The sequence below is a fragment of the Soonwooa sp. T0.1_25 genome (assembly GCF_057652215.1).
In genome coordinates this window covers 93,689-107,428 of the sequence record NZ_JBYFBZ010000003.1, presented here as the reverse complement: position 1 = coordinate 107,428, position 13,740 = coordinate 93,689, and the positions used below count along the sequence as shown (strand labels likewise).

General features: G+C 33.7%; 15 protein-coding genes and 1 pseudogene. 6 read left to right on the top strand and 10 right to left on the bottom strand.

Going from position 1 to position 13,740, the window contains the following annotated elements; genetic code table 11:
• Positions 1-20: 20 nt before the first annotated feature.
• The 3 genes from AC23MB_RS05685 to queG form a co-directional block, all read right to left on the bottom strand.
• Positions 21-593 carry a murein L,D-transpeptidase catalytic domain-containing protein gene (locus tag AC23MB_RS05685; protein WP_312323456.1) on the bottom strand — a complete coding sequence of 191 codons (573 nt, stop codon included), beginning with the start codon at positions 591-593 and terminating at the stop codon, positions 21-23.
• 79 nt (positions 594-672) lie between these two features.
• Positions 673-1,350, bottom strand: a complete 678-nt coding sequence (locus AC23MB_RS05680) for a TIGR02117 family protein (RefSeq protein ID WP_313029835.1) — start codon at positions 1,348-1,350, stop codon at positions 673-675.
• A gap of 204 nt (positions 1,351-1,554) precedes the next feature.
• Positions 1,555-2,481 (bottom strand): tRNA epoxyqueuosine(34) reductase QueG, encoded by a 927-nt coding sequence (gene queG / locus AC23MB_RS05675; protein WP_312323454.1) that lies wholly within the window; start codon positions 2,479-2,481, stop codon positions 1,555-1,557.
• A gap of 130 nt (positions 2,482-2,611) precedes the next feature.
• On the opposite strand from queG, the gene AC23MB_RS05670 reads away from it, so the two are divergent.
• Positions 2,612-2,905, top strand: a complete 294-nt coding sequence (locus AC23MB_RS05670) for a rhodanese-like domain-containing protein (protein WP_312323453.1) — start codon at positions 2,612-2,614, stop codon at positions 2,903-2,905.
• A 20-nt stretch (positions 2,906-2,925) separates the two neighbouring features.
• On the top strand, positions 2,926-3,417 hold the full coding sequence (locus tag AC23MB_RS05665; protein ID WP_312323452.1) for a DinB family protein: 492 nt from the start codon (positions 2,926-2,928) through the stop codon (positions 3,415-3,417).
• A 44-nt stretch (positions 3,418-3,461) separates the two neighbouring features.
• Here the strand turns inward: AC23MB_RS05665 and AC23MB_RS05660 are convergent, their stop codons facing one another.
• The 7 genes from AC23MB_RS05660 to dnaA form a co-directional block, all read right to left on the bottom strand.
• Entirely contained in the window at positions 3,462-3,635 is a 174-nt protein-coding gene (locus AC23MB_RS05660) for a phosphatidate cytidylyltransferase (protein ID WP_312323451.1), read from the bottom strand.
• Between the two features lie 105 nt (positions 3,636-3,740).
• On the bottom strand, positions 3,741-4,934 hold the full coding sequence (gene kbl / locus AC23MB_RS05655; protein WP_374329320.1) for a glycine C-acetyltransferase: 1,194 nt from the start codon (positions 4,932-4,934) through the stop codon (positions 3,741-3,743).
• A 167-nt stretch (positions 4,935-5,101) separates the two neighbouring features.
• Positions 5,102-5,479: a hypothetical protein gene (locus AC23MB_RS05650; protein ID WP_313029844.1), complete on the bottom strand. Its 378-nt coding sequence runs from the start codon at positions 5,477-5,479 to the stop codon at positions 5,102-5,104.
• Positions 5,480-5,601: 122 nt separating this feature from the next.
• Complete coding sequence (locus AC23MB_RS05645; protein WP_312322584.1) at positions 5,602-6,669, bottom strand: AI-2E family transporter; 1,068 nt, start codon at positions 6,667-6,669, stop codon at positions 5,602-5,604.
• A 22-nt stretch (positions 6,670-6,691) separates the two neighbouring features.
• Positions 6,692-7,390: an SAM-dependent methyltransferase gene (locus AC23MB_RS05640; RefSeq protein ID WP_487786731.1), complete on the bottom strand. Its 699-nt coding sequence runs from the start codon at positions 7,388-7,390 to the stop codon at positions 6,692-6,694.
• A gap of 3 nt (positions 7,391-7,393) precedes the next feature.
• Positions 7,394-7,858, bottom strand: a complete 465-nt coding sequence (locus AC23MB_RS05635) for a low molecular weight protein-tyrosine-phosphatase (RefSeq protein WP_312322588.1) — start codon at positions 7,856-7,858, stop codon at positions 7,394-7,396.
• 71 nt (positions 7,859-7,929) lie between these two features.
• Entirely contained in the window at positions 7,930-9,381 is a 1,452-nt protein-coding gene (gene dnaA, locus AC23MB_RS05630; protein WP_313215265.1) for a chromosomal replication initiator protein DnaA, read from the bottom strand.
• Positions 9,382-9,517: 136 nt separating this feature from the next.
• Between dnaA and AC23MB_RS05625 the strand changes: the two genes are divergently transcribed.
• From AC23MB_RS05625 to AC23MB_RS05610, 4 genes and pseudogenes are all read left to right on the top strand, one after another.
• The gene (locus tag AC23MB_RS05625; RefSeq protein WP_374329239.1) at positions 9,518-9,931 is read left to right on the top strand and encodes an acyl-CoA thioesterase; all 414 of its coding nucleotides are present in this window, start codon (positions 9,518-9,520) and stop codon (positions 9,929-9,931) included.
• A gap of 16 nt (positions 9,932-9,947) precedes the next feature.
• Positions 9,948-10,211: a hypothetical protein gene (locus AC23MB_RS05620; protein WP_374329240.1), complete on the top strand. Its 264-nt coding sequence runs from the start codon at positions 9,948-9,950 to the stop codon at positions 10,209-10,211.
• Between the two features lie 231 nt (positions 10,212-10,442).
• A pseudogene (gene pheA, locus AC23MB_RS05615) lies at positions 10,443-11,292 on the top strand (prephenate dehydratase).
• Positions 11,293-11,421: 129 nt separating this feature from the next.
• Positions 11,422-13,677: a DUF2339 domain-containing protein gene (locus AC23MB_RS05610; RefSeq protein ID WP_487786730.1), complete on the top strand. Its 2,256-nt coding sequence runs from the start codon at positions 11,422-11,424 to the stop codon at positions 13,675-13,677.
• Positions 13,678-13,740: the final 63 nt, after the last annotated feature.

The following is a 13,740-nucleotide window of genomic DNA, read 5'->3' as shown; positions in this document are numbered from 1 at the left end:
CCGCAAAAATAAAAATTAAACTAATTGTAAATCCACATCAAAACTGGCTTTTTGGAGGCTTTAAGTTGTGGATCGATTTCACGAAATGAGTTGTTAGAAATCGTTGGACAGCCCCAACCTTCGGGCGAACCTTTCGGAAAAACCTCTTCGTCGCTCATCTTCTCCCACGAATGGAACACGATAATTCGCTTGACCGCATTGCTGTTGGAGTCCTCCAAACCGTGCATCAAATATTTGGTATTGACGCCCCAGTTGCTGTAACCACGCGCGCCCAATTTGTACTTGCCCAACGACGTGCGATGGCTGTCCTCAACATTGCTGAATGTGGGATTGTCTTTGGTCTCGTCAGCACTCCAAGATGCATCGCCACAACCGTGACCGACAAGATATTGATTGGTTATCTCTTGTTTTTTGAAATCATAAACGAGGAATCTTTTAACACCCGAATGCAAACTCATATCGATAAGAATGCAAAAATCTGTATTAAAATTTTGCTCTTTGCAAAAAGCTAAAGCTTTGTCGGCTTTTAGTTTTGTTTTTTCTAAATCGAGTTCTGGTTTCTCTTGTTTAATGGAAGTTTGATCTGTAATCATCAATTTTTTCTGTTCTAAAATTTCTTTTGAACAACTAAAAAATGACACCAATAAAAACACGAAACAAAGCGTCCTCATTCTATTTATAATGTTGGAAAATTCCGAAATCTGATGGCGACCAAATTGCAGCCTTTTGTCCAGCGGCTTTTAGCGCATTATTTGCCCATGTATTGCAAGTATACAAAAAGCTATAACTGCCTTTTGCATCGTAGAATGCATCATTATTTCCGTAAACTGCATCTGTCGGAATCAAGACATAATTTCCGTTAGAATCATAATCAAATCGCGCATCGATAAACTTAATAAGGCTTTGATATTGCTTTTCGGTCAACATAATTTTTTTGCAATCGTCGCCTTCTTTCATTTGGTTATAAAAAGTAACGTGCATCGCCGAGTCGCTCAACCAAAATGCGGCATTAAAAGCTGTTGAAAATTTAAGATCCGCCCAAGTCGGCGTGTCCAAATAAAAGCCTTTGTCTCCCCAACCAAACGAGGTGTATTTGAAATCTGTTTGCTTTCCTTTGGTATTAGCATACAAAATTTTGGTACTCCAATCCATTTGTTCTGTTTTGGTCGGCACCACAATATCGGTGTGTACACCGTTGGTCAAAATATATGCTTCTATGGTTTTGGGATCGTTGGTTTGTTCGGCGTTAACAGGAATCATCGGTAGAAAATACGCAACAATTACATACAACAAAACGATTCCGATAATAATGCCTATCATCTTAAGAATACTAAAAAGTACTTTTTTCATCAATTATTTAAATTAATAATTAAATATAGGATAAAATTTAAGATGATTGAAACAAAAAATTAACATCGGAATTAACTGATATTAAAAGCTTTTCATTAAATTTAGGAAACCAATCAAGCAAATATTTATGCAAAAAAATCAGAAAAACAACCGTCGATTCAAATTCCGAGTTAAAGTAGCGCCAAAAAGATTTCAGAAAAAATATTAATCTGACAGGAAATCCAAATTGCGCTTAAGACCCGCAAATTTGGTTCTTTTAACCGGTGACTTTCTGAAAACCGAAGAAAAAATCTCTTGGGTCATTTCTTTCCACTCCGTTTTGGTGAAGTTTTGTAAGGCTTCATTCGGGTGGAATTTCTCTTCTAATGTCGGTGCCGAAAAACGATTCCAAGGACAAACATCTTGACAAATGTCGCAACCGAACATCCAATTTTCCATTTTATTTTTGAACGAATCAGGGATTTCTTCCTTTAATTCGATGGTTGCATAAGAAATACATTTGGAGCCGTCAATTAATTTATCACTGACAATTGCATCTGTTGGGCAAGCATCGATGCATTTTCTACAAGTGCCGCAATGATCGGTTGTTGCATGATCATATTCTAAATCTAAATCGCAAATAATCTCCGCTAAAAAAAAGAAAGATCCACTTTGTTTTGTGATGATATTCGCGTTTTTACCAACCCAGCCAATACCGGACTTTTTTGCCCAAGCACGTTCCAGAACTGGCGCGGAATCTACAAAGACACGAAAACTAAATTCTCCAATTTCGTCTTGAAGTTCCGAAATCATTTCTCGTAAAATATCTTTTATAACTTCATGATAATCTTCACCATAAGCGTATTTTGAAATCTTTTGTAATTTATCTTTAAAAATATCTTGCTTCGGAAAATAGTTGTAACTGAGCGAAATAACAGATCGCGAACCTTCTACCAACAATCGTGGATCGAGACGTTTGTCAAAATAATTTTCCATATACTTCATCTCGCCATGGAAATTATTTTTCAACCAAGCTTCCAACTTTGGCGCTTCTTCTTCCAAAAATTCTGACTTTGAAATACCACAAGACTGAAAGCCAAATTTCTTGGCTTTATCTTTAATTAATCTCGTCAGTTTTTCGGATAAATTCACGATTGCAAAATTAAGTTTTCTAAAGCATTAATAAAAAGTATAGTAATTTTAAATAAAATTTATAATTTCTAAAAAGATGAATCCAAAAATTAAGTTGTAGTTTTGTTTAGAATCAAAAAAATTAAATAAAATGGCTATAGAAGATGTATTATTAGCTGGTAATTATCACCTAATCGATGTTCGCGAACCAATGGAATTAGAAATGGATGGACACATCGAGGAAGCACAAAATATTCCACTTGGCGAGCTTGAGGATCGTAAACAAGAAATCCTAAACCTTAGCGGAACAAAAATTTTCTTTTGTAGAAGCGGAAACAGAAGTGGAAAAGCTGCAGAATACTTTAAAGCAGAAGGTTTAACTGACGTGTACAATGGCGGTGGTTATAATGATCTAAGCGAAGTTTTGGAAAATTTAAAAAAATAATTTTATATAATCCTATAAAAATGAGCATTAAAGACGGAATTATAGCGGAACTAAAACACGAGACTAACAATACAAAACGTATTCTCAATAACCTGAACCAAGATCACTGGACTTGGAAACCTCACGAAAAATCGATGTCAGTTGGAGAATTGGCTATCCACATTGTAGAATTACATTCTTGGGTTGCTGGTGCTGCGGATAAAGATGTTTTCGATTTTCATGTAGATTATAAACCAATGGGAAATTATAATCTTGATGAGCTAAAAGCAATGTTGGATGAGAATCTACAAAAGAATATTGATTTTGTTAATTCTAAAGATGAAGCCTTTTGGTTACAAGATTGGACTTTGAAAGCTGGCGATAATGTTATCTCTCAGTTGCCGAGAATAGGTGCGGTACGTTACATTATCACCAATCACCTGATCCACCACAGAGGACAATTGACAGTCTATATGAGAATGCTAGATCTTCCTCTACCAGGAATCTACGGACCATCTGCCGACGAAAAATAAATATAAAATCCGATGATTAATCATCGGATTTCTTTTTATAATTGTTACTTCTTTCCTCCCATAAATTTGGATAAGATCCAAATAATTAAGGCAATACCTGCGAACATTAAGATAAAAGCCCACCACATTCCGGCTTTAAAAACGGTACTTACTGCTTCACAACTTGTCAACATCGACAACACTAAAACTGCAAAAAATCCAAGGCCTACTTTCTTCATTTTTATTAAATATTAAAAACATCAAACAATTTGCAAGATTACTGCCAATAAATAAAAAATTCTACAGTTGATGTAGGATTTTAATTGTATTTTAATATTTTTAAATTAGATAACACCTAATTCTTTTCCAACTTTTTCGAAAGCAGTAATCGCTTTATCCAAATGCTCTCTAGTGTGCGCTGCAGAAAGCTGAACTCTAATTCTCGCTTTACCTTTTGGAACAACTGGATAGAAGAATCCGATTACATAAATACCTTCATCCATAAGCATTTCCGCCATTTTTTGAGAAAGTGGCGCATCATACAACATTACAGGAACAATTGCAGCGTCACCATCAGGAATATCGAAACCTTTAGCTTTCATTTCGGTTCTAAAATATTCTGCGTTGTCCATTACTTTATCGCGCAAAGATGTATCATCAGAAATCATATCCAAAACCTTCATCGCAGCACCAACAATACCTGGCGCCAAAGAATTTGAGAACAAATAAGGTCTAGAACGTTGACGTAACATATCGATGATTTCTTTTTTACCAGAAGTAAATCCACCTAAAGCACCACCTAAAGCTTTTCCTAAAGTTGATGTAATGATGTCTACTCTACCCATAACGTCGTTAGCTTCGTGCGTTCCACGACCTGTTTTACCAATAAATCCTGTCGCGTGAGAGTCGTCAACCATTACTAAAGCATCATATTTATCTGCTAAATCACAAACACCTTTAAGGTCAGCAACAATACCATCCATCGAGAAAACCCCGTCAGTAACGATGATTTTGAATCTATGATTTTTCTTCGAAGCCTCAATTAATTGTGCTTCTAGATCTTCCATATTGTTGTTTTTATAACGGTATCTAGCAGCTTTACACAATCTAACACCATCAATAATTGATGCGTGGTTAAGCTCATCCGAAATAATTGCATCTTCGTCCGAGAATAATGGTTCGAAAACCCCGCCATTAGCATCGAAACATGCAGCATAAAGAATAGTGTCTTCAAGTCCTAAAAATTTAGAAATTTTAGCTTCTAACTCTTTATGAATATCTTGCGTTCCACAAATAAATCTAACCGAAGACATCCCATAACCATGTGATGCAATCATGTCTTGCGACGCCTTCATCACTTCTGGATGGTTAGATAATCCTAAATAATTGTTGGCACAGAAATTAAGAAGTTTTTTTCCATTAGCTTCAATCTCCGCAGATTGTTGTGAGGTGATAATACGTTCTCTTTTAAAGAGACCTTCGTTATCGATATTTTGTAATTCGTTTTGTAAATTCTGGAGATACTTTTTAGAGATCATAATTTTCTACTTTTCAGTTTTAACAAAAGTACAAAAAAAGCCATCAACACAACGATTGAAAAGCGATTAGAAAGTGTTAATTTCATTTAAAATATAATCCTACAAAAACAAAAAAACCACTCTTACGAATGGTTTAATATTGAAAAATTTAATTTGATATAAATGACTTAGACACCGTAGTGACTTTTAACTTCATTAAGAACTTCTGCATCGTTAAGCTGCGAATCTGTGCCTAAAGTTATCTTTAGATTTTTGTATTGAGGCGTTTCTAAAAGGTAGTTTCTAAGTTCCTCTTGCGCAGTGCCAGGACCAGTAATATAAAGCTCTGTACTGTTGGTGATTTCTTTTTCTATTTCTTTATAGAATTTTATTCTGTTGGTTTTTTCAACATTATTAGCAGTATGTTCGTTAGAATTCCCGACTTGTACTTCAACTTTTAGATTTCCTTTTACTTCAAAATCAGAAATAGTTTCGGCATTGTGATTACTTACAACAATTGCTTTTCTCCCATCGATCCAAAGACCGGCTACTTTTTTATTTAACATGATACTGTGTTTTATAATAATAGTATTTGCAAAGTTGGTGCAAGTCTTACGTTAACAAAGGTTAAATGTTTTACAAAGATTTCACAAATAAAAAATCTCAGAATATTCTGAGATTATAATTATTATTTTTCGGTTTCATCATCGTGATCTTCGCCCATTAGATAACCCCAAGCTTTGGTATTGTCGATACGGTCAAATACAATTTTTGCAATGGCAAGAATCGGAATCGTTAACAACATCCCCGAAATCCCCCAAAGCATCTCTCCAACTACCAAACCAATAATCACAATAAGTGAATTAATCTTGACTTTAGAACCGACAACTTTTGGCATAATAATATTGCCATCTATCGCATGGATTACAACTATAGAAATCACCAAGAATAATACACTCGACAAACTTGATGTTGCAAATGTGATGAGAACGCCAATAAGCAAAGCCGTAAAAATGCCGATGTATGGTAAAATATTGAAAACGCCCGTCAATACTGCTAACATGACATTGTATTTAATCCCAATAATTGTATAAGCAATAAAGGACAAAATTATCACTATTATCATTTGTAAAAACAAACCTACTAGATATTTTTTTACCATAAATTGAATATTTTCAACAACTTCGTACACAACATTTTTATGTTCGTCTTTGCTAAAACTTAATACTAAAAAATGAACTAATCGAGTCCTATACAACAAGAAAAATAAAGTGAACAAAAATGTAAACGCTGATATCATCAAGACATAAGAAACCGAGCTGACAATCTTTTCCAAAATAGCCGTCCCTGTACTAATGCTTTTTTTGGCAGTATCATTAATATATGTTAATTGCTCACTACGTTTAACGCCAAATGTGTTGTAAAACCAACTCTGCAACTGATCAAACAGATCTGTAATTTGCTTTTGGAAAGCTGGCCAATCTTCGGACAACTTACCAATCTGAACCGCCATAATATAAACAACACCCGAAATCGCTAACATTGCTAAAATGCTAACAAATATTGATGACATACTCCTAGAAAACCTTAATTTCTTTTCTAAAAAACGACTAGTGGGCGTTAACAAAATTGAGAATAACAAACCCAAAATCATGGGTACAATAATGCGTTCGCCAAGTTTAGCTAAAAAACCTAAAATCACTATACTTACAAGCACACTCGAGAGTTTTAGATAAAATGGAAATGTGGTTTTCATAGTATTTGTGTTTGGTATTTTATTATTTTCCGATTAAAAAAACGGCTGGGATTTTATGTAATTCTGGTTTAGATTTTGACCAATCTTTAGCAGATTTTGTTTTGATAAATTCGTGCTCAGGATCGTTGATGTTTGCCGCGATACACAGCTGAGTATTTGGTTGTAAATACTTAATTAAATCCTCCAACATTTGGTTATTACGATAAGGCGTTTCCATAAAAATTTGGGTAAAACCTGTCTTCTGCATCAAGCTCTCTAGATGCTGAATCTGTTTTTTCTTTTCTTGCTTATCAATCGGCAAATAACCACTAAAACTAAATTGCTGTCCGTTAAAACCACTCGCTACCAAAGCTAAAACAAAAGAACTTGGGCCATTAACTGGGATAACTTTTATATTGTGTTGATGCGACCATTTCACCATAATATTTCCGGGATCGCCAATGCATGGCAAGCCGGCTTCTGATAGCAATCCAAAATCCACATCCGACTTCATCAAGTCTTGCGCTTCTTTAAGGTCCGAAGTTTCAGAATATTTATCGAGTAAATATAATTTTAATTCCGACTGCTTCTTTTCAGGGGCAAAAAATTTAATAATACGTCTTGCCGTTTTTTCGTTCTCTACAAAAAAATGATCGACATTCATAATTATCTCACGAATTGTTGGCGCAAAATAATCAAGCGGCGAATTTTCTGACAAATAGGCTGGCAACAAATATAACATGCTTTAGATTGTTTTTGAATTAAAATTAATTTCCTTTGCAATCACATCGCAGGCTTCATCCAACATTTGATAAACCTTTTCAAAATCGGATAAATCGCCCCAATAAGGATCGGGAACTTCATTGCTTTTTCCAGAATTAAGAACATCCAAAATTAAACTAACTTTTGCACGTTGTTCATCATTTTTCGCCATTGATAATGCATCTTCAAGATTATGCAAATCCATACAATAGATTCTATCGAAATTTTCAAAATCTTTAGCAGTAATCGGGCGCGAGCGATGTTCGTTAATATCGACATGGTGATTAGCAGCCACTTTTATAGAACGCTTATCCGCTTTTTCACCTTCGTGCATCGAGATTGTTCCGGCGCTATCAACCTCAAAGTCAGAGGACAATTTACTTCTTAATATTCCTTCTGCCAATGGACTGCGACAGATATTCCCTAAACAAAGCATTAAAATTTTCATGTTGTGAATTTATTAAAAAAAGAAAAGGCTTTAAAATAAATTAAAGCCTTTTCTATATTATTTATCATCGATTAATGATTGATACGCTCTTTCAAATCTTTGATATATTTTTTGATTTCTTTATCGATTTTAGAAACATCACGAATCGTGTCACAAGCGTAGATTACCGTCGAATGGTCTTTTCCGCCCATTTCTTCACCAATTTTGGTATAGGTAGAATTGGTCAATTCTTTTGCAAAATACATGGCTAACTGTCTTGGTAAAGCCACTTCTCTTTTTCTAGATTTTGACAACAACAACTCTCTGTTGATCCCGAAATATTCGCAAACCACTTCTTGAATATATGGAATATTGATCGTTTTCTTCTGAGTCGTCGCGATTTTGTTAATCGTTTCTTTAAGTAATTCTAAACTTAAATCTGATTTATAAACTGTTGAGTAAGCAATCACCGAATTGATAACGCCCATCAACTCACGAACGTTGGTTTTAACTTCTGTTGCTAAGAAATCTAGCATATCATCTGTTAAAACGATACCGTCACGACTTAGTTTATCAACGATAATTTGACGACGTGTCTCGAAGTTAGGCGATTTAATTTCTGCTGTTAAACCCCATTTAAAACGAGAAACGATACGCTCCTGAATATCCATAATATCAGCAGGAGCTTTATCAGACGTCAAAATAATCTGTTTTCCGTTTTGATGTAGATAATCAAAAATATGGAAGAAACTATCTTGTGTTGCTGCTTTTCCCGATAAAAACTGAATATCATCAATTATTAAAACATCAACTAACTGATAATAGTTTTGGAAATCTGTTTTGTTTTGAGATTTCGCCGCCTTAATAAAATCTTGAATAAATTTCTCAGAAGATTGATACAAAACTACTTTATCTGGACAAGAATTTTTAACTTCTAGACCGATAGCTTGCGCTAAGTGCGTCTTACCAACACCATAACCACCATGTACAAACAATGGGTTAAAAGCCGTCGCACCAGGACGTTTAGCAATAGTTTTACCAACCGTCGCAGCCAATTTATTACTCTCTCCTTCTACAAAATTATCAAACGATAAATCTGCTTTTAGGTTAGATTCTATATTAACTTTTTTGATACCTGGAACCACGAACGGATTAATGTTCGTTTCTTTTTGGATTGGTAAAGCTTCCTGGATTTTAGGCGTTTGTGTACTATTACCTTTTACATTAACAGTAATTGGAGCTTCTTTACCAACTGGTTTGTTTTCCATAACAGAATACCAAAGCTTAACTCCTTTACCAATGTATTTTTTAAGCGCAGCAGATAGCAAAGACAAATAATTGTCTTCGATATATTCTTTATAAAAGTCACTAGGAACTAATAAAGTCAAATTATGATTAACTAGAGATAATGGTTTAACTTTATCAAATAATAAATCAAAAGAGTTTTCTAATTTTTTAAGGTCCGAATGATCCTCGGCAGCATTGAGATTATCTCGCATGAACTGAAGACATTTTTCCCATATCAAAACTAAATTTTCATCCATTTTTCTTGCTGCTTTTTCCAGGTTAGACCACTAATTTTCATAGGGGTGACAAATATCTAATTATAATTTAATAAAAAAAATTTTTGCTCTATTGCTTATTAAAAAATATATTTGTATGTATTAATAATCGCTTAAAATGATACACACAACAACCTCAATAAGAGTACGTTACGCCGAAACCGACCCTATGAAATATGTCTACTATGGTAACTATGCTACCTACTTAGAAGTAGCCCGAGTAGAGCTATTTCGTTCACTTGGAATATCTTATGATGAGATAGAAAAGAAAGGTATTTCTCTTCCCGTGTCGGAATATCAAATCAAATATATAAAACCTGCGTTATATGACCAAGTTTTGAATATTAAAACTTATGTTAAAGCAAAACCTGGCGTAAGAATCTTCTTTGATTACGAAATATATAATGAAAATGATGAAAAAATTACAGAAGCCCGCACTACTCTATTCTTTCTGAATGCCGAAAATAATAAAATTATTAAATGTCCAGAATTTCTTATGGAGTTAATCGAAGAAAGATGGACGGAACAATAATTGCTAAAAACAAGACGTGAAAAAATTATTTTGGATTTCACTTTTTTGTATAAACATTTTAAGCCACGCTCACACTGCTGTTCCACAAAATACACTAATTATTATTGTTGATAATGTTATTGTCGATCGTCTTTTTATACATGATCTAGATCCTAACAAAATCGAAAAAATAAACGTCTATAAATCAAAAATTGAAAACCGACCAATTCTTGACGATTTAACACAAAATGGAATTTTAGATATAACCTTGAAAAGAGAAAGTTTTTATCCCAAAACTTAACATCAAAGAAGCTAAGCAAATATTAAAATTAGAAAACAATGCGCCAGTTTTTCTTAATAAAATTAAAGTCAATCGTGATGACATTTTAGTTACGGAGGATCTTCTAAAAAGAGCAAAAATTATACAACCTGACAAAATCAACGGATATCAATCTGCCGCTTTAAGTTTGGAAACGGGCGTTTTCTAGTGTGAACATTTTGAAAAAAATAATTTTACGTTTAGATTTGTTATATGAAAATCGCATTCCTAGGTCCAGAAGCCTCTTTCACACAATTGGCAACGACTCAACTTTTTCCGAAAGAAATTAAAATTCCGCAGGTTAGTATTTTGGATTGCTGTACGGCAGTCGGATAAGGAATCGTTGACAAAGCCGTTGTCCCGTTAGAAAACTCAATTGAAGGAACAGTTTCTATGACCTTAGATTATCTTTATAAAACACCTGAAATCCAAATAGAGGCCGAAGCTGTTATGCCAATTGCTCATCATCTCATGATTCATAAATCACAAAGTAATGATGCTGATTTAGAAAAAATATATTCGCATCCGCAAGCTCTAGCGCAAAGTTTCCATTATTTGGATCAGCATTATAAAAATACGCCAAAGCAAGATTTTTCATCAACAGCGGCAGCAGCAAAACATGTTTCTGAAAATCCAGACAGAAAACTTGCGGCAGTTGCTAATGAGTTTGCTGCAAAGCTTTATGATTTATAAATCATCCAAAGCAACAATCACGATTTTGAACAAAATGATACGCGTTTCATCCTCATTTCTAAATCAAAAAACCCATACGTCAATTGGAATTCGGAAAATATCGGTCGCAAGTCGGGCTTGCTTGTTAGTTTGCCCGAAGACCATGCCGGAGGTTTGCATCAAATACTTTCAGTTTTTACTTGGCGTCATATGAACCTAAGCAAAATAGAATCTAGAACGTTAAAAACTGGTTTGGGCAACTATTTCTTTTCTTAAATATTGTTGGCGATTGGCATTCTATTCTTCATTAAAATGCTTCAGAAGAACTAAAAGTATTTGGAACAAAAGTGGATTTTTAGGAAATTATAACGAATATCTTTTGGAAAATTAAAGATTTAGTTTTTAGTTCTTTGTTCTTTATTCTTGGTTCTTTGTTCTTTGTTCTTTGTTCTTTGTTCTTTGTTCTTAATACAAAATCTACTTTAACGAAAATTGATATATTTGAGTAATATTAAGACAAATGGAATTATTACTCCTATTTTTTATCGTCATCGTTATTTGGATTTATTACCATTTTAATGGACGAATAAAAGAGCTCGAAGAAGAAGTATCGCGATTAAAAGGTCAAAATACGAACGCAAGTCTTCCTTTTGAAAAACCCGTTAATCCTCAGGAGGCAAAGCTCGAGCAAAAACCAATCGAAGCCCCAACAACAGCATTACGACCAGAGTTTATTGTTAAACCCGACCCTCCAAAACCAAGCTTTGAGGAAAAAATAATCCCAAAAGAACCCAATGTTTTCGAAGTAAAACTAGAACAACTCATGTCATTTTTAAAACAAAATGCATTAAGTATTATAGGTATTTTCACATTGGTTTTAGGTATCGGTTATTTTGTAAAATACGCGATCGATCGCAATTGGATTGGCGAATCGGGACGTGTCGCTTTAGGAATGATAACTGGTGGAATTCTTTCTGTTATCGGGCATTGGCTCAGAAAAAATTATTCAAATTTCGGATCAATTATTACAGGTGGTGGCATCAGCGTTTTTTATTTGACAATCACAATTGCTTTTCAAGAATATGGCATGTTTTCGCAAAATGTCGCATTTGGGATATTGGCAGTCATCACGCTAGCTTCTGTTGTTCTTGCTAATTTTTATAAAAGTGAAGTCTTAAATACAGTCGCATTAATTGGCGGTTTTTTAGCACCGATTTTAGTTAGTACTGGACAAAGTAATTATCTATTTTTATTCAGTTACTTAAGTATTCTCAACATCGGAATGCTTGTTATTGCTTTCCTTAGAAATTGGAAAAGTCTGGGCTGGCTCGCCTTTTCCTTCACTTCCATTTATTTTTTAACGTGGATAATTGACGCGCCAAGTACGAAGATCTTTTATTTTATTATATTATCGTATTTGATATTTTATGCTTTTGCGTTACAAAATTATTTTAAAACAAAAATTATTTCTACTGCCGAAATATTACTTTTAATTTTCATCAATATTTTTGCTGTCTTAGGAGGAGTCTATGTGCTGTGGAGCGAGAATATTAAAGGATTTAGTCTACTTCCAATTGGTTTTGCAATCATTAACGCATTACTGATTTTTAGAGATAAGAAAACGACTTCTAAAAATTTGAATTTTGCAATATTTAACAGCATCGCCATAAGTCTTGTTACAATAGCTGTCGCCCTAGAATTAGAGACTTATTTTGTGACGATAATTTGGGCGATCGAGGCGAGTTTACTTTTATTTATCTGGAAAAAAACGGGACAAAAAATTTTCAAACAATGTTTTAATATTTTATTTCCTATATTGATTGTTTCGCAAATCTATACGTGGAGCAATTATTTTTCAGAAACACGATTAGCGATAGCTTTCAATCCAATTTTTCTGACAAGCCTGGTTGTCATTGCGTCGTTTTTGTTCAATTTATTTTACATTAAAAACCTTAGCGAAGATGTTCTTAAAAAAAGCAGATTTCAATATGTGAAGTTTTTTGCGGGACTAAGTTACATTGTCATTTATTTTTCGATTTCGTTTGAGATTTGGTATCACATCCAAAATCAGTCGGACACATTCATCTATTGTATTATCCTTGTTTACACGATTTATTATTTGTTCGTCATGTTAGTTTTACGACAAAAACTCAACTTTCAAGCAGCATTTGTCAACATTTTAATTGGCCTTTTATTTTTGTTTGCACTCATCCATGTTTCGGTGACAGATATTAATTACAGTATTTTTAAATACGAGGTCAGCAAAATTTTTTACCTAGTCTATCTATTGTATTGGATTCCTGTTTTACATTGTTTAATTGGTATTATTCCTAAAACGAATTTCGTGAGCGAAAAATTAGCGTATTGGGCAATTGGTTTTGTATTAGTGTATTTGATAAGTTTTGAATTTTACCATATTTATATTTTACTAAAACTGAATCATCTCAAAAATTATGCGTGGCTACAAAGTCATTTTATCGTACTTTATTTACCAATTATTTGGACAGTTTTAGCAGCAAGTTTTATCTATTATGGATTACAAAAATCAAAGTCTGAAATCAACAAAATTGGTTTTGTATTGATAGGTATCACGATTGCAAAGCTATATCTGTATGATGTGTGGCAGTTGGATAATGTATCAAGAATTGTCGCATTTATCCTACTTGGCGTATTGTTGTTATTAAGTTCGTTCTTATTCCAAAGGCTTAAAAAAATCATTTCTAAAATGGTGGAAACCAAAACAGAAAACCATAAAACTGAGAATAATGAAGCTTAAGAAATGATTTTAATTAAAAACGAAAAATGCTTCATTTATAATAATTTTAAAACTACTATCGAT